Origin of the sequence: Mesorhizobium sp. LNJC391B00 (assembly GCF_000502535.1) — a bacterium.
Classification (GTDB): domain Bacteria; phylum Pseudomonadota; class Alphaproteobacteria; order Rhizobiales; family Rhizobiaceae; genus Mesorhizobium.
In genome coordinates this window covers 82,667-102,090 of record NZ_AYWI01000008.1, presented here as the reverse complement: position 1 = coordinate 102,090, position 19,424 = coordinate 82,667, and the positions used below count along the sequence as shown (strand labels likewise).

At 61.1% G+C, this 19,424-nt stretch carries 19 protein-coding genes and 1 pseudogene; 14 read left to right on the top strand and 6 right to left on the bottom strand.

All coding sequences use genetic code 11. From position 1 onward, the window contains the following. Nucleotides 1-22: 22 nt before the first annotated feature. Both X750_RS144955 and X750_RS144960 read left to right on the top strand, forming a co-directional pair. On the top strand, nucleotides 23-1,063 hold the full coding sequence (locus X750_RS144955) for a UDP-glucuronic acid decarboxylase family protein (protein ID WP_023681096.1): 1,041 nt from the start codon (nucleotides 23-25) through the stop codon (nucleotides 1,061-1,063). Nucleotides 1,064-1,157: 94 nt separating this feature from the next. Next, the gene (locus tag X750_RS144960) at nucleotides 1,158-1,343 is read left to right on the top strand and encodes a hypothetical protein (protein WP_023667982.1); all 186 of its coding nucleotides are present in this window, start codon (nucleotides 1,158-1,160) and stop codon (nucleotides 1,341-1,343) included. Nucleotides 1,344-1,351: 8 nt separating this feature from the next. On the opposite strand, the gene X750_RS144965 is transcribed toward X750_RS144960, so the two are convergent. Then, nucleotides 1,352-3,181, bottom strand: a complete 1,830-nt coding sequence (locus tag X750_RS144965; RefSeq protein WP_245271881.1) for a hypothetical protein — start codon at nucleotides 3,179-3,181, stop codon at nucleotides 1,352-1,354. Nucleotides 3,182-3,250: 69 nt separating this feature from the next. Here X750_RS144965 and X750_RS144970 point away from each other — a divergent pair, with 69 nt between their 5' ends. From X750_RS144970 to X750_RS1000000164855, 11 genes are all read left to right on the top strand, one after another. After that, nucleotides 3,251-4,354 carry a myo-inositol-1-phosphate synthase gene (locus X750_RS144970; protein ID WP_023681094.1) on the top strand — a complete coding sequence of 368 codons (1,104 nt, stop codon included), beginning with the start codon at nucleotides 3,251-3,253 and terminating at the stop codon, nucleotides 4,352-4,354. Then, complete coding sequence (locus X750_RS144975; protein WP_023667978.1) at nucleotides 4,351-4,947, top strand: histidine phosphatase family protein; 597 nt, start codon at nucleotides 4,351-4,353, stop codon at nucleotides 4,945-4,947. The genes X750_RS144970 and X750_RS144975 overlap by 4 nt, the downstream gene beginning before the upstream one ends. A gap of 14 nt (nucleotides 4,948-4,961) precedes the next feature. Further along, complete coding sequence (locus tag X750_RS144980; RefSeq protein WP_023699986.1) at nucleotides 4,962-6,062, top strand: glycosyltransferase; 1,101 nt, start codon at nucleotides 4,962-4,964, stop codon at nucleotides 6,060-6,062. After that, entirely contained in the window at nucleotides 6,062-6,865 is an 804-nt protein-coding gene (locus tag X750_RS144985) for a sugar phosphate nucleotidyltransferase (RefSeq protein WP_023704592.1), read from the top strand. The genes X750_RS144980 and X750_RS144985 overlap by 1 nt, the downstream gene beginning before the upstream one ends. A 3-nt stretch (nucleotides 6,866-6,868) precedes the next feature. After that, nucleotides 6,869-7,630 (top strand): TIGR04290 family methyltransferase, encoded by a 762-nt coding sequence (locus tag X750_RS144990; RefSeq protein ID WP_023667975.1) that lies wholly within the window; start codon nucleotides 6,869-6,871, stop codon nucleotides 7,628-7,630. Continuing rightward, a complete protein-coding gene (locus X750_RS144995; protein ID WP_023699985.1) occupies nucleotides 7,623-8,555 on the top strand; it encodes a beta-xylosidase in 933 nt (310 codons plus the stop codon). The genes X750_RS144990 and X750_RS144995 overlap by 8 nt, the downstream gene beginning before the upstream one ends. 7 nt (nucleotides 8,556-8,562) lie before the next feature. Beyond that, nucleotides 8,563-9,720, top strand: coding sequence for a glycosyltransferase (locus tag X750_RS145000; RefSeq protein ID WP_023704590.1), 1,158 nt, complete (start codon nucleotides 8,563-8,565; stop codon nucleotides 9,718-9,720). 8 nt (nucleotides 9,721-9,728) lie between these two features. Then, on the top strand, nucleotides 9,729-10,706 hold the full coding sequence (locus X750_RS145005) for a GNAT family N-acetyltransferase (protein WP_245260965.1): 978 nt from the start codon (nucleotides 9,729-9,731) through the stop codon (nucleotides 10,704-10,706). A 4-nt stretch (nucleotides 10,707-10,710) separates the two neighbouring features. Next, nucleotides 10,711-11,613 carry a class I SAM-dependent methyltransferase gene (locus tag X750_RS145010; RefSeq protein ID WP_023748044.1) on the top strand — a complete coding sequence of 301 codons (903 nt, stop codon included), beginning with the start codon at nucleotides 10,711-10,713 and terminating at the stop codon, nucleotides 11,611-11,613. A 73-nt stretch (nucleotides 11,614-11,686) separates the two neighbouring features. Next, the gene (locus X750_RS145015; RefSeq protein WP_023691451.1) at nucleotides 11,687-11,905 is read left to right on the top strand and encodes a hypothetical protein; all 219 of its coding nucleotides are present in this window, start codon (nucleotides 11,687-11,689) and stop codon (nucleotides 11,903-11,905) included. 142 nt (nucleotides 11,906-12,047) lie between these two features. Continuing rightward, nucleotides 12,048-12,224, top strand: a complete 177-nt coding sequence (locus X750_RS1000000164855; protein ID WP_023748043.1) for a hypothetical protein — start codon at nucleotides 12,048-12,050, stop codon at nucleotides 12,222-12,224. Here X750_RS1000000164855 and X750_RS145020 read toward each other — a convergent pair whose 3' ends face one another. The 5 genes and pseudogenes from X750_RS145020 to X750_RS145035 form a co-directional block, all read right to left on the bottom strand. Continuing rightward, entirely contained in the window at nucleotides 12,225-12,788 is a 564-nt protein-coding gene (locus X750_RS145020) for a sigma-70 family RNA polymerase sigma factor (RefSeq protein WP_023667968.1), read from the bottom strand. Between the two features lie 625 nt (nucleotides 12,789-13,413). Further along, nucleotides 13,414-14,385, bottom strand: coding sequence for an amino acid ABC transporter permease (locus X750_RS145025; protein WP_023687785.1), 972 nt, complete (start codon nucleotides 14,383-14,385; stop codon nucleotides 13,414-13,416). Between the two features lie 19 nt (nucleotides 14,386-14,404). After that, nucleotides 14,405-15,684: pseudogene (locus X750_RS01000000163185) on the bottom strand (FAD-binding oxidoreductase). A 144-nt stretch (nucleotides 15,685-15,828) separates the two neighbouring features. Then, the gene (locus X750_RS145030; RefSeq protein WP_023736090.1) at nucleotides 15,829-16,656 is read right to left on the bottom strand and encodes a transporter substrate-binding domain-containing protein; all 828 of its coding nucleotides are present in this window, start codon (nucleotides 16,654-16,656) and stop codon (nucleotides 15,829-15,831) included. Nucleotides 16,657-16,953: 297 nt separating this feature from the next. Then, nucleotides 16,954-18,156: an MFS transporter gene (locus X750_RS145035; RefSeq protein ID WP_023687782.1), complete on the bottom strand. Its 1,203-nt coding sequence runs from the start codon at nucleotides 18,154-18,156 to the stop codon at nucleotides 16,954-16,956. A gap of 176 nt (nucleotides 18,157-18,332) precedes the next feature. Between X750_RS145035 and X750_RS145040 the strand changes: the two genes are divergently transcribed. Then, entirely contained in the window at nucleotides 18,333-19,244 is a 912-nt protein-coding gene (locus X750_RS145040; RefSeq protein ID WP_023748042.1) for a LysR family transcriptional regulator, read from the top strand. Nucleotides 19,245-19,424 lie beyond the last annotated feature (180 nt).

Sequence of the window (19,424 nt, the reverse complement as noted above, 5' to 3'; positions counted from 1 at the left end):
CGGCAGACAGGAGAAAACAGCGATGCGACAGACAAGAAAGGCGCACAGGGCAAAGACGGTGCTTGTTGCCGGCGGCGCGGGTTTCCTCGGTTCGCATCTTTGCGAAGTATTGCTCCGCAACGGCTGGCGCGTGATCTGCGTCGACAATTTTCTGACCGGGCGCATGGAAAACATCATCTCGATCATGGACCGGCCGGGTTTCCGGTTGATCGAGCAGGACATCTGCCGGCCACTGGATCTCGGCGAGCCCGTGGATCACATCTTCAACCTGGCCTGCGCCGCCTCACCGCCGCGTTATCAGGCCGACCCGATACACACCACGCGTACCTGCGTGATCGGAACCCTCAACCTGCTTGAACTCGCTGTCCGCAATGACGCGCGACTGCTGCAGGCCTCGACGAGCGAAGTGTATGGCGATCCGGAACAACACCCGCAAAGGGAGGATTACGTAGGTCATGTGAACTGCACCGGCCCACGCGCCTGCTACGACGAGGGCAAGCGCACCGCCGAAACGCTTTGCTTCGACTATCTAAGGGCCGGCAAGGCCGACGTCCGCGTCGCGCGCATCTTCAACACCTACGGTCCGAGAATGGATCCGGCCGACGGTCGCATCGTCTCGAATTTGATCATGCAGGCGCTCGAGAAGCGTCCGCTGACGATATTCGGCGACGGCCAGCAGACGCGATCCTTCTGCTATGTCTCCGACTTGATTGATGGATTGATGCGCCTGATGAACATCGACCCCAATCCGGGCAAGCCGGTCAATCTGGGCAATCCCGGAGAATTCACCATCGTGCGACTGGCGGCATTGGTGAAGGCGATGACCGGCACCAAGTCGGATCTGAAATTTCTGCCCCTGCCGCAAGACGATCCTCGGCGCAGGCAGCCTGATATTTCGCGTGCGAAAACGCTGCTCGGCTGGTCGCCGAGAGTGCCGCTCAACGAAGGGCTCAAGCTGACGATCGATTATTTCGCGGCGCTCGAAGGCACCGGCATCGGCGATCAGATGACAGGCCTTGCCAAAAGGAGACCCGCAGGCGGGCTGCAGAACCTTCCTGCATGACGTGGGCCGCGGCCGGACCTGCCCGGAGATCGTGCGGAACATCCATCCAACCTTGTAGTTTGGCGGGAGGGACCCGATACGGAGGATCATCCTCATGCAACCCAAGCGACCCGCGAAGGATGTCGACAAGATTGCCGAACGCGAGGCGGCTGCCTATCTGCGGCGCTCCTCGATCACCTATCTCGAGTGCTGCGTCAGCCTGATGATGACGCATCTGCAGCGCGAGGAAGTGGCCGCTATTCTCGAGCAGGAAGCAGACATGCTACGAAGGCTGGATTGATCGAAACGCTACACCTGAGATTCGTCCAGGAATCGTATCAGCCCCGCCCTGTATCGGTCTGCGGTCGCGGCCAGCTTTGCTTTTTCCTGGCCATTTTCGGATTGCGCAGCCGTGCTCCAGAGCCCGATTTGGAACGCCAAATAGCAGGGTTCGAAAAAATCGATGTGGCCATTGTCAATATCGAGCCCCATCCCCTCGACCAATGTCGTCACATCGCTGTCGGACAGTCCATATTCGACACGGGCGCCGGCAATGTCCCACTCTATCGGCTGGCAGCCAATCAAATCGTGTGCCCGGCAATGGTCGACGGCATCTGTCTTGACCACCGTGCCGTCGGCACAAACGAGAAACTCCCACGCGTGAAGCTTTCCGTCGATTTCCACCGGCCGCAGAACATGCGCAGGGGTTTTTTTCGAGAGCCAACCGCGCAACGTCGCCGCTCGGTTCTCGCCCAGGGCTTCAGATGTATTGGAAGCAGCCATTTCCGCGAGTGCGAGCAATGATGCACCCGGTTCGCAGGTTCGGAGATTGAGCGCCCGCCAGGTTAGATAGCGCGTCAACTCCGCGACCAGCCTTCCTCTGGGCAGCGGCGCCTGGTCCATCGTGGTGCCGTCAATCCACCGTTCGACCAGAAAGCCGTGGCAAAGCCCGACCACTTGCGATCCCAACCCGGCTTTCCCCAACATTTCCGCGGCTCGTTTCTTATGCCGTCCGGTTTCGCCGAGGCCGGCGAATTTGACGAGCCAGCGACCACACCCCGCGGACGCCAGGAATTTACGCCGCTCGATGCCGCGCGGGCTCGGCGGCCAATGCTTTTCGTCGACGTAGTGGACGCTCCTCCATTCGCCACCAGACAGTTCGGTCAGGCGTAATTCGGGGCTGCCGACCGCCTCGGCCACCCAGTCGCGCAGCGTGGGAATGTTCGAGCTTTCGGGGAAGGTGCATTCGAGCGCCGTCGCCACATGTTTCGGACAGCGCGACCATGTCTCCCTGGCCTCCCGTGACGCTTCGATGCCCGGGTTGCCAGGATGGCTGGGAAACAGGTGAATGCGGTCCATACCAATACCCAGTTCCCGCAGCCACGCGACGACGGCGTGCATCGAACTGCCGGACAGACCGGGACCTTCGTCTACAACGGCGAAGCGTGCCGATGGATTGTTCTTCCAGGAAGCGATCGAGCGCGGATCGGCATTGATGTGCCTGCGGAAAGGATGGCCGACCGGACGAACGCTGAACGGCGCCGGCGCGCCAATCGCGGCAGCCACTATGGCGGCAAGCCCCAGGCCGATGCTGCGGATGCCGATCACGCATGTGTTCGCATCGAGACCTGACTCCTGCGCCGCTCCCAAATAGCTTTCGGGATAAAGCGCGTAATGCGCGTAACCCTCGGCAGAACCGGTCAGAACCTCAGCCTCGCAATCCAACCCGTCCAGCAGTTGGAGAAGTCCCGGCTCGATGCCACCGCCCACGGCGAAACCGCTTCGCCACGACTTCGCCACCTCTGCCGCAAGACCAACCAGCAATCTGGCGCCTTGCTGTTGCCGCGGCGAAAAGATGTCGATGCCGCTGGTCTCGAAATCGACATCGGCAAGCGCGCGAACCAGTTCCGATACGCTGATGAACAGCCCAACCAACGCGGCATGGCGTCGGACGCCATGAGCCATGCGGTCCAGACTTTGAGCAATCTCGCTGGCAGCTTCGCGAAGCCGTTCTGCGCTCTGCCTCCGCTTCTGGTCGCCGTAAACGATCATCGATCGGTTTTCCAATGCTTTGCCCTGCGCAACGCAGCGGGCGCTGCTTCGATCCATGCTGTCTTGCGCAATTTTTCGGCAGGCCAAGGAACATTCCGGCACGCTGGTGGTTCGGCGGCAGGAACTTACCTTTGAACAGCATAGGGCGGCAGTTTCGTGGGATCGAAAAAGGTTCGTGTCGGTATCGTCGGGGTCGGCAATTGCGCATCCTCCCTGGTGCAGGGCCTCTCCTATTATCGTCACGCAAAAAGCAACGAACCAATCCCAGGGCTGATGCATGCCGACCTCGGCGGCTACCATGTCGACGACATCGAGATTGTCTGCGCGTTCGACGTCGCCAGGAGCAAGGTTGGCCTCGACGTCGCTGAAGCAATCTACGCCGCTCCCAACAACACGTTCCGCTTTGCCGATGCGGCGGCAAACGGCGTTCGCGTCGAGCGCGGACCGACACTTGACGGCATCGGAAAATACTTGCGCGACGAAATCGAGGAGGCGCCGGAGCCGGTTGCCGACGTCAGCGAAATCCTGCGCAACAGCGGCGCCGACGTGCTGGTCTCTTACCTGCCGGTGGGCTCCGAGGAGGCGACGCGCTTCTACGCCGAATGCGCGCTCGAGGCCGGCTGCGCCTTCGTCAACTGCATACCCGTTTTCATCGCCTCACGTCCGGAATGGCGCCGGCGCTTCGAGCAGCGAGGGCTGCCGCTGGTCGGCGATGATATCAAGAGCCAGGTCGGGGCGACCATCGTTCACCGCCTGCTGGCCAATCTCTTCCGCGAGCGCGGCGTGCGCATCGATCGCACTTATCAGCTGAATTTCGGCGGCAACACCGACTTCCTCAACATGCTGGAACGCGAGCGGCTGGAATCAAAGAAAATTTCCAAGACCCAGTCCGTGGCCAGCCAGTTCGATGTTCCCCTGGAGCCGGGCAATATTCATGTCGGACCCAGCGACCACGTACCGTGGCTGACTGATCGCAAATGGGCCTATATCCGAGTGGAAGGGACGACCTTCGGCGGCGTGCCGCTCAACGCCGAGCTCAAGCTGGAAGTCTGGGATTCTCCAAATTCAGCCGGCGTGGTGATCGATGCGATACGCTGCGCCAAGCTTGCGCTCGATCGCGGCATAGCGGGAGCACTGACCGGCCCCTGCAGCTATTTCATGAAGTCGCCTCCCGAACAGTTCACCGACGCCGAAGCGCGGCAGCGCACGCTCGCTTTCATCGCCGGCAAGGACGAGCCTTTGCTGGATGCCGCGGAATGACGACAACGTTCTTTTTGATCCGTCATGCAGCGCACGACAATGTCGGCTCCTATCTTGCAGGACGGATGGACGGCGTTTGCCTTGGCGAGGCTGGGAAGGCGCAGGCCGCGCATCTTGGTGGCCGCATGGCCCGGGAGCCGATTGAAGCCATCTTGTGCAGCCCGCGTGAGCGTACGCAAGAGACGGCCGTGCCGATCGCGCTTGCCTGCGGCGTCGGCGAAATCGCGATCTGCGCCGAACTCGACGAGATCGATTTCGGCGATTGGTCGGGAAAGACTTTCGACGAGTTGAATGGCGATGCCGGTTGGCGGGCGTGGAACGACCAGCGGCAGGAGGCCAGGACACCGAGCGGCGAGACCATGCTGGATGTCCAGGAGCGGATCGTCGCACTGATGAACGCAGTGCGCGAGCGGCATCCGAATCAGTGTGTCGCCCTGGTCAGCCACGCCGACGTGATCAAAGCCGCCGTCTGCAAGGTGCTTGGCTTGCCGGTCGGCGACTGCTTCCGCTTCGACATCGATCCAGCCTCGATCACGACGATCGTGTCGGGTGACTGGGGCTCCAAGCTCCTGCGAATGAACGAAGCTGCCTGACGAGGACTTTCCGGATGCAGATGGTCATTTTCGGTCTCACCGTTACATCATCATGGGGCAACGGCCATGCCACGCTCTGGCGCGGACTGATCCGCGCCCTGGGTCGGCTGGGATGGTCCATCACCTTCTTCGAACGCGATACCCCCTACTATGCCGGGACGCGTGATCTCGATCGGCTCGATGGCGGCAACGTCGTCATTTATCCGGACTGGGAAGACATCCGTCGCGTTGCGGAGCGGGCAATGAAGCAAGCGGATGTCGTCGTCGTTACCTCCTACTGTGCCGACGCCGTGGAGGCCTCGCGGCTGGCGCAGCAGACAGGTCGCGGATTGCGTGTCTTCTACGATCTCGACACTCCGGTCACGCTTGCCCGCATCGAGCAAGGCGAGCGTCCGCCCTATTTCGGACCTGAGGGTCTTGCGGATTTCGACCTCGTTTTGAGTTACACCGGCGGCTCTGCGATCGAGGCGCTTAAGTCGGTTTTAGGCGCGCGTCACGTGGTACCTCTCTATGGGCATGTCGATCCCGACCAACACCGGCCGGCAGAGAAGCGGGCCGAATTCGCCGGTGATCTGTCCTATCTCGGAACTTACGCGGCGGATCGCCAGGCCGGCGTCGAAAAGCTGCTGGTCCGCCCGGCCGCGCGCCTGCCTGACCACCGCTTCATCATTGGCGGCGCGCAATATCCGCAGGAATTCCCATGGAGCGACAACATCTTCTTTGTCAGGCATCTTCCGCCAGCCGACCATCCGGCTTTCTTCTCATCATCTCGCCTGACACTGAACGTCACCCGAGAGGCGATGGCGCAAAAGGGCTGGTGCCCGTCGGGACGGCTCTTCGAAGCGGCCGCGTGTGGGGCTGCCATCGTCACCGATGCATGGCCGGGCCTGGCCGAATTTTTCGAACCCGGCCGCGAAATCTTGTTGGCGCATGACACCGATGATGTGGTCGCCGCATTGCGATTGCCGGAGCGCGAGCTCGACGGCATTCGAAGGCGTGCCCGCGACCGGGTCTTGGGCGAACACACTTCCGCACGGCGCGCGGCGGAACTGGATCGCATCCTGAACGAGGCCTTTCAAAGATCTCCCGGCGAACCGATGAGGGAAGCGGTCTGATGTTGGGCATCGTACCCGCTGCCGGGCGCGGCAGCCGCATTCAGCCGCTCGGCTTCTCGAAAGAGCTGCTGCCGGTCGGTAGCCGGATCGATGGACAGACCGAGCGTCCATGCGCCGTGAGCGAGTATCTGGTACGGCGCATGGTGCAGGCCGGCGTCGACAAGATTTGCTTCATCATCGGATCGGGCAAATCCGACATCCTTGAATACTACGCCGCCGGCTACGGTGACGCGGCGGCTCTCTTCGTGGTGCAGCCGAACCCCGTCGGTCTGTGCGATGCGATCTTCCGGGCGGCGCCCCTCGTCGCGCCCGACGAGGTCGTCCTGGTCGGCCTTCCCGATACGATCTGGTTTCCCGAGGACGGTTTCCGCCATTTGCCCGACGATCAGCTCTCATTTCTGCTTTTCCCGGTGGATCAGCCGGAATTCTTCGACGCCGTCGTCACCGACGTCCACGAGCGCGTGATCGAAATCCAGGTCAAACGACAGGATGCCACCACGAACTGGGTTTGGGGTGCGTTCAAGATGCCGGGCCATATCCTGCATCAGCTTGCGGCACTCTGGCGTGAGCGCGAGCGCAGTGACGAATATATCGGCACATTGGTCAACGCCTATATTGCGGCCGGCGGTACAGCTTTTGGTGTCAGGGCTGGGTCGGACTATGTCGATGTCGGCACTTTCAACGGCTATCGAACAGCTCTGCGGTTGCTTGAAAACGACGCCTCATCCGCGCAGCGCCGGCCCACCATGATCATGCCCGGCGCGCAGTCGCATGTACCCGTCGTTCCTGGCGAAGGAGCCTGAGCCATGCTGCATTCCCATGCCGAAATCCGCCGCCGCATCGATGCGCTCGGCCCATGGTTCCACAACATGGAACTTGCCGGCGTCCAAACCGCTCCCAACCATTTTCTGGGCAACTACCCGCTGATCAAATGGCGCAAATTTGCCAATGCCATTCCCGCTGATCTGAGGGGCAAGGCCGTACTCGATATCGGCTGCAATGCAGGATTTTACTCCATCGAGATGAAACGGCGAGGTGCTGACCGTGTCCTCGGCATCGATTTCGATGACGCCTACCTGGCGCAGGCTCGCTTTGCCGCCGAGGTTGCCGATTGCGAGATCGAATTCCAGAAGCTTTCGGTCTACGACGTCGGCTCGCTGCGCGAGACGTTCGATGTCGTGCTGTTCATGGGGGTGCTTTACCATTTGCGCCACCCCTTGCTCGCGCTCGACCTGATCCGCGAACATGTCGCCCGTGACCTGATGATCTTCCAGTCCATGCAGCGCGGCAGCGCGGATCTGCCCGAGTTGGAAGAAAACTATCATTTCTGGACGCATGACCTGTTCGACCAGCCGCAGTTTCCCAAGCTGCATTTTATCGAGCACCGCTATGCCGACGATCCCACCAACTGGTGGATTCCAAACCGCGCCTGCACCGAAGCGATGCTGCGCAGCGCCGGTTTCGAGATCGTTCTGCACCCCGAGCAGGAGGTCTATTTCTGCCGCGCAGCCGGGGACCCGGCCGGCGGCGGCGCCATCTACCCCTCGAAAGGACAGCTCCATGATTGAAGCCGCCATGATCTGGAACGAGCCCAACAACAAATCGCATTGGGACCCAGAGCTCGATCCCGATTGGAGCCGCTTTGCCAGGATGGCGATCTTGTCGGCTGACGCAATCGCGTCGGAGAACCCGTCTTTGACGAAAGTACTCGGTGGCATCTCGCCGATAGATCCGGGCTTTATCACCCGCATGAAGGAATTCGGCGTGCTGGACCATGTCGATGCCGTCGCCGTGCACGGCTTTCCGCTCGACTGGAACCTGTGGCAGATCCACGAATGGCCACAGAAGATTGGCGAGATCGCGACCGTCACCAACCTTCCCATCTGGGTCAGCGAAGTCGGCGTATCGACCTTCGGCGCGGAAGAAATCCAGGTTTGGGGGCTCAAGCGCACCGCTGAGTTGCTGATTGGCAACGCACCACGCATCCAGTGGTACAGCCTCTACGATCTTCCGCGCGAATGGGAAGCAACGACGCGGCATCGCGAGGCGGAGGGCTCTTCTTACTATCGACATTTCCACATGGGGCTGCTGCGCCAGGACGGTACGCCAAAACCTGCGCTGGAGGAGTTCCTGCGCTACACGCCCGCAATGGGGCTGGTGCAGTGGTTTCATTTCGAGGACCCCCGGCTGGACGATGCCGTCGCCTGGATGAAGCGGCTGGGCGTCACCAATATGCGCACGGGGCTTTCCTGGGCAGACAGCTTCCGGCCGAACGCGCTGGACTGGTTCGACCGGCAGATGGAGGCACTCGCCGATTTCGACGTGACGGTCACCTTTTGCTTTACACCGCAGCATCGGGGAATGATGCCCCACCACACCAGCCCGCCACTGGCGCCGGAGGAGTTCGCGGAATTCTGCGCAACCATGATCCGCCGCTATGCGCCCGGCATGACGTCCGCTTCGCTCCCGACGCGGCGGGCCTCGGCAGCGTGAAAGTGTCATGCTGCCAATGCATCAGACGCCTGACACATTGGACGAATTAGCGGCATCATCGACAGGTGGTGCGGCATACGGGACTGAGGCGCAACCAGCCGCGGCGCTCACTGTCCTCAATGTCGCCTACCCTCTCGCACCCGTCGGACCCGATGCTGTCGGCGGTGCCGAACAGGTTCTGTCGATGCTCGATCGGGAGCTGGTTCGCGCCGGCCACCGCTCTATCGTCATTGGCTGCCGCGGCTCCAGCGCGAGCGGTACCCTTGTGGAAATACCGGCTGAAAACGGCGTGCTCGACGAGGCGGCGAAGAGCCGCGCGCAGCAGGCTCATCGCAAAGCGATCGCCGCTGCCCGCGCCCGATGGCCGATCGATGTGGTTCATCTGCACGGCATCGATTTTCATGCCTATCTGCCCGACGATGGTCCGACCCTGGTGAGCCTCCACCTGCCCTTGGACTGGTATCCGGCCGAGGCTCTGCGACCGACGCGCGACGACCTGTGGCTCCATGCGGTCTCGCCCACCCAGCAGCAAACGGCGCCACCAGGGGCCAGACTGGTGGCGCCGATTCCCAACGGCGTTGACATCGAAGCACTGAGCCTGGTGCAGCCGAAGCGAGACTTTGCCCTGGTTCTCAGCCGGGTCTGCCCGGAAAAGGGCATTCACCTGGCCCTGGACGCGGCCAAACAGGCGGGCGTGCCCCTGGTCATCGGCGGCAAGGTCTATCCTTACGAAACACATACGCGCTACTTTCGCGACGAGGTCCAATCCCGTCTTGATGCTCGCCGCCGCTTCCTGGGCCCGCTCGGTTTTAACGCCAAGAGGCGCTTTCTCAACGCAGCCCGCTGTCTGGTCATTCCAAGCCTCGCCGCCGAGACAAGCTCGCTTGTCGCCATGGAGGCCCTCGCCTGCGGTACCCCGGTGGTCGCATTCCCGAATGGTGCGCTTGCGGATGTCATCGAGCACGGCAGGACGGGCTTTCTCGTCAACACAGTCGACGAGATGGCCCAAGCCATTCTTGCGGCGCCCAGCCTGGACGCCGAGGCGTGCCGGGTTGAAGCGCGACGGCGGTTTTCGCTGGAACGGATGATCTCGTCGTATATGGCTGCCTATCAGGCCCTGGCACAACTTGGCACCGATTGCAGGCGCTTCGCTGCGGCACCGTGAGAAAAGCAGTGTTGCGCAGCGAAATCATCGATGACCCCGTAAAATTCGATGCCTTGACGCCGCACTGGTGGAAACTGTGGGAGCAGAGTTCCTCTGCGACGCCGTTCCAATCCCCCGCCTGGCTGGTGCCATGGTGGCGCGCATTCGCACCCGGTGAACTGGCGACAGTCGCGGTCTGGCGTGGCGGCGATCTGGTCGGGCTGGCGCCACTCTATCTCGAGCATGGAACGGCCGGTTCGAAGCTGCTTCCGGTCGGTATTTCGCTCAGCGATTATCTGGACATCCTGGCTGTCCGGGATATCGAGGCGGCGGTCGTGTCCACAATTGCCGAAACGATCTGCTCGGTCGGGTGGTCACAATGGATCTTGTCTGATCTGCCGCAAAACAGTGCCGGTCTTACGATCGCGCATCCCGGTTTAACGGTCGAGAGGCCGGTAATTCATGCAGCCTGCCCCGTACTTGCTGTTGCCGGCGACGAAACGTTGGCCGGCTGCGTTCCCGCTCGGCGCAGGCGCCAGTTGCGCCGGGCGCGCCAAGCGGCGTCCAGACGCGGCCGGCTCGCGTTGGCGTCAGCTCGGGGTGATCAGAACTTCCTGAACCAATTGATCCGTCTGCACCATGCGCGCTGGGTTGGACATGGAGGTGGTGTCTTGGCCGATCCCACCGTGCAGCAGTTCCATGGGCTTTCACTTCCCTTGCTCGATGCTCACGGTCTGGTCCGATGCTGGTTGCTCGCGATCGATGGCACGACTGTCGCCGCCTATTACGGATTTCACCACCGTGGCCGCGCCTATGCCTATCTCGGCGGCCTCGATCCTGCTTATGCCGAGGAGAGCCCAGGTGCGATCCTGATCGGCCACGCGATCGCGGAGTCGATCCGCGAGGATGCGCGCGAGTTCGACTTCCTGCGCGGCCAGGAAGCCTACAAATATGGCTGGGGCGCCGTCGACAGGTGGACGATGCGGAGGATCTGGACGCGGAGTTGATGTCATGAGTGTGCACGCGCAGCGCCGGACATCGGTCAGACGGGCGGTCGAAGGTTGTGTGGCCGATGGTGCCTGCGCCGAAGCTGTTCTCGTCAGGCTGGCGCTTCACCTGCCGCCCACAATTGAAGCGGCGGAATTGGCGGAGGTCGTGCTGAAAGTCCGTCCGGCGAATACCGGCGATGCTGAAAGACTGCGAAAGGTCGCTGGACTGCTGCGCCACAAACCGGGCGTCCTTGCCACTTTGCGAGCGACAGGCGGCGCCGTTCGGCATGAACGCGGTAACGGCGAGACGGATATCGCAGTCGTCACGCGGCTGGCCTCGAGTTTTGATGCCGCGGCAGCAATTTCGACAGCCGCAAGTGTCCAGCTAGGATCCCTTGGCGATGACGAGCGGCTGACAGCCATGACCGACGAAATCGTTGAATGGCTCGAGGCGCGAGAATTCACCGGAATTGAACGAGACATTCTCGACATCGGTTGCGGCATCGGACGTTTCGAGCGCGCGCTGTCCAATTCCTTCAAGCGGATGGTCGGCATCGACATATCATCGCGGATGATCTCTATCGCCTCCGAGCAATGCGAAGCGCTCGGCAATGTCGAACTGCGCCAAACCTCCGGTCTCGATCTGGCCGACTTCGACGACGACAGTTTCGATTGCGTGTTGGCGGTCGACAGCTTTCCCTACCTGGTCCTGGCCGGCATGGCTGAGCGGCTTTTCGATGAAATTGCGCGCGTTCTCAAACGGCCGGGCCGGCTCGCATTGCTGAACTATTCTTATCGCGGATCGCTTTCTTTGGACCGGGCCGACATTGGCCGTCTTGCGCAAGCTCACCAATTGCGGGTCGTCATCGACGGCGAGAAGCCGTTTCGGTCATGGGATGGCGACGCCTTCCTGCTTGCTGGGTGAGACGGAACATTACAGCGCGATGCCGGTTCGGGCGTCGGCACCGATCGGTGTCCTGGATTCGAAGGAGGAGATCATGGCATCCGGCGGCAAAAAGCATTTCGGCCAAGGCAGCCAAGGCAAAGGTGCCGGCGCCGGCGCAATGACCACCTTGGACAAGGACAAGATCGAAGAAAACGCGGTTTTGTCCAACCGCGACAGGAAGCAACATAGCCGAGAGCGCGGGCTGGACGGCAATCGAATCAAGTCCGATCAATTTCAGGATCACGCCGCAAACCGGTTGCTGAAGGACTGACGCCACCGCGCCGCGTCTTGCCGCGGCACGGAGGAAAAACTGTGCAAGGGCCGCCGGTGAGCCTCTCGGCGGTCGACAACGCCTTGTAGTGCCGAGCGCTCATCATCAGACTTGGATCTAGGGATGCTATCAAGAGAACGTGATGTCTCATTCGAGCGACGATACCACGGGTCTGCTTGTCGAGATGGCAGTGGATCAGGAGATTGCTTCCCTGCTGGCCGCCATAGAGCAGGAAAAGATACCGGACCGCCTGTCCAAGCTGGCGATCGAATTGCAAAACGCTCTCGTCGAGAAGCGTCGGCGAGACGTGAAGAGCTGATTATCTGCGGCTGTCGACCTCTATATCGAGCTGACCATCCGACAGCTGATTTCGCCTTTCTATCAATGTCTGCAACGAGCTCTCCCCGAGTAGCTCAAGGATGTTGGCGCGGGCACGGTTCAGCCGGCTCTTGACCGTCCCTACCGCGCAGCCGCAGATTTCGGCGGTTTCCTCGTAGCCCACTCCTAAAACGCCAATCAGCATCAGCACCTCGCGCTGATGTTCGGGCAGCTTTTGGATGGCGCCGTGAACTTCCTTGCTCTGAACGGTCCATTCCTGGGTAGCTTCCGAAATCGGTCTCGAAGACGCGCAGTCGAGAAGGCCTGGCGCTTCCCGTGCAGCGATCTTGATCCGCGTGTAGTAGGTGTTGCGCATGATGGTGAAGAGCCACGACTTCATGCGTGTACCAGGTTCGAACTTGTCGATGTTGGCGAGCCCTTTGGTCAACGTTTCCTGCACCAGATCGTCGGCATCGTCTGGAACGCGGCAGAAGGTGCGCGCGAAAGCCCGCAGGGCAGGTATCAGATCAACGATGGAAACGTCATTGGTTTGTTGATCGGCCAAGAGATAGCCTCCGGATGACAATGGTCCAGCTCCCAGAAGAAAGAGTGAATGAACGAAGCCAGAGCTAAATGCATGGAAGTTTGGTTCGTTCCCGCCGTTGGAAACAACTCTTCGAAAATTCCACCGGGCGCGAACGCGCCGACTACGGTCTTCCCCCAAACACGCCCACTTCAAAGGAACGAAACACCATGCCGAGCTTCATTCCCGGGAACCTCGCCGGTGCGTTTGGCTGTGCAGGGCATGGACCGAGTCGTGCGGCTGGTAACGCGCAAACCACTGCCTGACAAACCTATTGGCGAACCACGTGGCGAACTCGGCTACCATCGATACATAGCGATAATGGTTGGCCCGGAGGACATGTTAAAGTCGTTGATTTTATCGATTTGTCGGCGCGGGTGAAATCCAGCAATCGGTCGAAGTTGCCGGGCAGTCGGCCAACGACCATGCTCGTCCAGCACTTGCTCTATTCTGCCCTCCGATCGGGCTAAGCCGATGAAATACCGGGTTGATTCACCCTTGACGGCGTCGCCGAACGGCGTGCTGTGGCGTACAATCTGCAGCTGCTCTCCGAAGCTGGCTGTTGCGGTGCTGTGCAACTCGCTTTGGCGAAAATCACGGATGACGATCAGCGCTTGAGTGAGCGCCCGAACCGGTCTTCGATCCGCGACTGCAGGAACTCGAGCCCCATCGAGAGCAGCCAATAGATCATCGAGGCGGTGATGAGCATCTCGATGTGGCGGAACTCGGTCTGGCCCTGCGTGCGTGCGAGATACATGATCTCCCAGACCCCGACCACCGAGACCAGCGAAGAATCCTTCAGCATCGCAATGAACTGGTTGCCGGTTGGCGGCACGATGACCCGCATCGCCTGCGGCAGGATCACCAGGAACATCGTCTGGTTAGCGCTAAGGCCGAGTGCCGTAGCACCCTCGGTCTGGCCGCGCGAGATGCTTTCGATGCCGGCGCGGAAGATCTCGGTCATGTACGCGCCGTAGCAGAGCGACAGCGCCATGATGCCGGCCGGCACGGCGCCGATCACGTAGCCAATCTGCGGCAGGCCGAGATAGATGATGTAGATCTGCATCAACAACGGCAAGCCACGAAACAGAGAGGTATAGAAGGTCGCCAAGCCATAGACCACGCCGTTGCGGGAAAGTTTGGCGATGGCGCCAACGAAGGCGATGAGGGTGGCGATGGCGATCGAAATGGCCGAAATGTAGAGGGTCGTCACCACACCCTTCGAGACAAGGAAGCCGATCTTCTTGGCGATGAACGCGAAGGACAGGTCGAAGGAATAGAAAAACAACATTAGCAACACGAACAGCTCTATCCAAACTGCCACAATCTGCTGTTTGCGGCTGAGATACCGCAGCGCGTTCCAGTTCGCCACCAAGATCAATGCGATCAGCACCGCCGAGACCGCCCGCCCGACGTCCGGGTTGGCGGCGAGCCACTCGACCGACCCCGGAACGAGCTTGCCGAGCCAACTGGCTTTGATGCCGAGCCCATACAGGCCGGCGGCGATGGCGGCGAGCACGAAGAATACGCCAACGCGGCGCGCCGCGTCCGGGTGGTTGAGCAATAGTCGGCCGATCACGTCTTCGATCTCCCTGCGGTCAGCGGGCCCGCTCGCGCCACCAATCCTGCGCCTGCAGCTTCCAGTAGGTGAGTTGCGCAACCGCAAGTCCAGCCGGGCCGCCCGCCCAGGCAAGGCCGAAGGGTGTGAACAGCCGGTAGCGGTCCGATTGTCCCAGTATGCTTCGGCGATCAACTTGCCGGCGATCGCCGTGGTGTTGATGCCATGGCCACCAAAAGCCGTGAGGTACCAGACGCCCGGCTGCAACGGGCCTATCTGGGGCATCATGTGTCGGGCATAAGACATGAGCCCGGACCAGGCGAGTTCGGTCTTGAGGTGTTCGAGCTGCGGATAAGTGGTGACCATCTCACGGCGCAATTGCCTCGCCAACACGCCCGATGAGGCTGCCCGGGTGGTGATGCGCCCTCCCCAGAGCAGCCGCCTGCCGTCTTCGACAACGCGGTAATAATCGCCTGCGCGACGGTTATCGCCGACGGCGTCGGTCGTCGTAATCGCCTTGGCGATGAGGTCAGGCGCCTCCTCGCTCACCATAACGTAAGTGGCGATAGGCAGGAATGCCCGCTGCAGCCGGCCGACCAGTGGCCCCGTATATCCGCCGGTGGCAACCACGGCCTGGCGGGCGCGCACTTCGCCGCCGTCGGTACGCAAGATCTTTTCGGCGCCGTCAAGGTTGGCTTCAACGGCAGCCGTTCTCTCGTATATCCTGCCGCCCAGCCGCTCGATCTCGCCAGCAACGGCGCGCAGATAGTTAAGAGGATGCATGTGGAAGGCGCTGGGATCGCGCAATCCTTGGTGGTAGCGATCGGAATGCAGCACCGCTCGCACCCGGTCGCGATCGAGATAGTCGAGCCGATAGTCGAAATCCCGCGCCAGTTGCTCTGCATATGCCTTGAGCGCGGCGCCGCCATCGTGGCGAAGCACGCTCAATATACCGGAGCGCGGCTCTGCCGCCTTGATGTCGAGATCGCGGATCGTCTGCCGCACGAAGTCGACGCCTTCGATGGACAGGCGGTGCAGTTTTTGTGCCGCGTCGACGCCGGCCATCGCGGCGATGTGGTCGGTGCCGGTGGCGAAACCGGGATTGACGAAGCCGCCATTGCGACCGGAAGCGCCGAAGCCTATCCGCTGCGCCTCAAGCACGACGACCTGCTGGCCGGCGCGAGCCAGCTGCAACGCCGTCGTCAGGCCGGCCAGTCCGCCGCCGACAACGACTGTCTCGCACTCGGAAACGCCGCTCAGCGGCGGTCTGATGGTGTTGTCAGCAAGCGTGCGTCGGTAATAGGTGTCAGGACATGTCATGATCAATACGATGAGGTGGCGGCACTAGAGCATTTTGCAGGCAGGCGGAGCCGCCCGGTGTCGTGGAAATGCGGCTGAAACAAAAACAGATGGAGCGGGATGTTCAATTGAATGCATCCCGCTCACGCTTATCCACGACGCTCCTCAGTCGGCGCTGTAATCCTTGCCGTACCACTTGGTGGTCAGTTTCGCGAGGGTACCGTCCTTCTTCATCTCGTCGAGAATGCCGCCGATCTTGGCATTCCACTCGGCATCACCTTTTTCCGCGATCACCACCAGCGGCTCACGGAAGGCATAGCCGCCTTCCAGGACACGCAACGGGTAGCCGTTCTTTATCGCGTTCTGAGCCGTCTGTTCTGGTGCGATGACCGCGTTGAGGCGCACGCCGTCGCCGAGCCTCAAATCGTCGAACGGCAGCATTGAGTCGGCGAAAGTCCTTATCTCACCGGGCTCCAGCTTGTATTCGATGGGCGGCAGGCCGGGAGCATCGATCTCGAGTTGTCTGCGGATGAAATCCTCCGACGTGGTGGCGGTCTCGACGCCGATGATCTTACCGTTCAGGTCGGCGACCGATTTGGCCGGGCTGTCCTTGTGAACCACGTAAACGTAGGGGCTATAATAATAGATGCCTTCGAAATCGATCACCTTGGCCCGCGCTTTGGTCGGCGTCACCGAGCCGACACCCAGATCGTAGCGTCCCTGCCAATGGCCGCCCGTCATCGTCGCCCAGTCCGGCGTGTCGAAACTGACCTCGACACCGAGGCGCCTTGCGATCTCTTTCGAGACGTCGATGTCGAAGCCGACCAACTGATTGCTGTCGTCGAGGAAACTCTGCGGCGGCCAACCGCTGTTTGTGGCGACCACCATTGCCTTCTTCGAGGTAACCCGGTCGATGGTTTCACCCGCCGACGCCGCAGACGCGAACGCGAGCGTGGTAGTGGCCAAGGCCAGCCACGCGATCAATTTCCTCACTTGAACCTCCCTCTTCATCGTTATTCAGACATGCTTCCCAGAGCGCGCTCCCGTAGAGAAATAGCAATTGAGAGCGCGGCATGAGATCGATCTCATATCAGCACACATATCGACGAGGGGATCAAGTCCTTTTTCAAGTAGCCAGTTGTCCTCCGGGGGCGCAAAGCATCGGCACCCGCACGGTGCGGCGGAACCCGCGTTTGATGTGACGCGCGTGACTTTCAAGACAGAGGAAACGAAGATCTACTTCAACCTATCACATCATTGTCGGATGGGCGGCACAGGATGGCTTGCTGTCTACGAGTTTCCGATGTTCCGGTTAAGCATGGGTGCGCGGCACACCGGCAGCAGCACCAGCAGGATGATGGCGGAGTCGACCCAGAGGACCCTGTTCACGCCCATCGTGTCGACGATCTGACTGGTCGCTAGGGTACCCACGGAGATGGCAAGATTGAAAGTGAAGCAGTAGATGGCCGTCGCGGTCTCCGCGCTTTCTGGTGCTGCACTCAGCACCCACGTCTGCAGCGTGATGGGCGCCGCGCCATACGCGAAGCCCCACACCAGCAGCAGGATGGTTCCTGTGAGCGGCGTGACCCCGAGCAACGGGAAGAGAGCCAGCGTGGCGCCGAGCCCAATGACGATGCAGGCCAATGTGCGACCGACGGATTTGGCGGCCCAGACGCCTGCGACGGCGTTGCCAATCATTCCGAGAATGCCATACCCCAACAGTAACCAACCTATGCTCCCTGCAGTGACGCCCGAGACCTCCAGCAACACCGGGCTCACGAAAGTGTAGGCACCGTAGTGGGCAGCCACCAGCAGTGCGGTCGCAACCACGCCCGACAGGAGGGCGGGATTGCGCAATTGCGCACGCAGGGCTTTCACCTCCACAGGCTGCGCCGCCTCCAGCTTCGGAAGCACAAGCAGGGCGGCGAGCAGTATGGCAAAGCTCAGGCCGGCGAGAGACCAGAACGCGCCGCGCCAGCCGACTAGATCACCGATGATCGTGCCGGCCGGCACGCCCAGCACCGCAGCGGCACTTACACCGCCGAAGACAATAGTCATGGCGCGCGGCACGGAGGGTCCAGGAACAAGGCGTACTGCGATGCTCCCGGCTATCGCCCAAAAGCCACCGATGGTGATCCCGACGAGCAGCCTGGACGCAAGCAGAACGGGAAAGTTCGTTGCGAGCGCTGAAATCACGCTCGCCGCAGCCATTACCGCGAGCAGGCCCGCCATCAGAATACGCCGGTCGAGCCTCCCCACTGCCAACGGCAAACCGATAGAAGCGAACGCCGCAATTACGCCGGGTATCGTCACCGTGAGACCGCCACTCCCAATAGAGACATTCAACTCGGAAGAAATTGCCGGAATCAGCCCCACAGGGAGTTGCTCCGCAGTGATCATCGAAAAAATACCCAGCGATACGGTGAGCACGGAGAGCCACATGCGAACAGTGGCTCCCTGTTTCTCCTGAAGGGCTGCTTTGGTCAGAGACATGATCACCTCCAGCCCGCGAGAAGGCACTCGACGCCGACGTTTCGGGCAAATGTTAGAGAGACGGATCGGGCAATTGATCCCGGCCTGGCTTCAGATAATCTGTCCACTGTGGATTGATAATCGAGGGAAATATGGATGGTGAACTCACGAAACGTGAATGAAAGAGGTGATTGCAGTTGGACCGGCTGACCAGCATGACCGTGTTTGCCAACGTCGTCGGTGAAGGCAGCTTCGCTGGAGCGGCCAAGCGGATGCGACTATCGCCAGCGGCCGTGAGCAAGCATGTCCAAATGCTGGAAGAGTGGCTTGGCGCACGCCTTCTCAACCGGACGACCCGGCGCATCAGCCTGACAGAGGTCGGCGCCTCCGTCTACGAGCGCAGTCTGCGCATAATCGAGGATGTCGAGGAAGTTCGTACGAGCGCGGCCGAGAGCAAGACACGTCCGACCGGCTCACTGCGTGTCAGCGCGCCGATCTCCTTCGGCGCGATGCACCTTGGGAGAGTCGTTGCAGAATATCTCGCGGTCTATCCGGAGGTGTCGGTTGAGTTGGTGTTGGACGACCGTGTGGTTGATATCGTGGAAGAGGGCTTGGATGTCGCGGTACGCATCGCTCCACTCACGGTTTCCAATCTGGTTGCTCGCCGAATCGCGCCCTCACGCGAGGTGGTCTGCGCTTCGCGCGACTATCTGGACAGACGCGGTCGTCCCACAAAGCCGTCGGATCTCCACGACCATGATTGTCTGGACTACGCGTTGCGCGCCAGCCGCGGAAAATGGCGGTTCGACGGACCAAAGGGGGAAGTGGCGGTAAAAATCACTGCACGGATGACGGCAACGAACGGGCAGCTCCTGCGCGATGCGGCGCTGGGTGGAGCAGGCATAGTACTTTGTCCCACTTTCCTTGTTGGAGAAGCCATTCGTTCGGGCCAGTTGGAGACAGTGATGCCCCAGTTCAAGCCGGTAAGTCGGTCGATCTACGCGATGTACCCGTCAAGAAGGCATCTTTCCGCCAAAGTTCAAAGCTTCGTGACGCATCTCGCCGCCCGCTTCGGTGAGAACCCACCTTGGGACAACTTTGGACCATGACGACGGGATGTTGAGTCCAGAGGCCGCGCGCACTTGCACGGCCCTTTCTGTGCATGGACCAGCACCCACGCCAATGGGCGGTGCATATCGAGCCGTCAGCACCTTTTCGAGACTGAAGGATCCGCTATTTGCCGACGGTCAGTCGCTGAGGCCCAATCCGCCGCCCATCCGAAGCGCCGC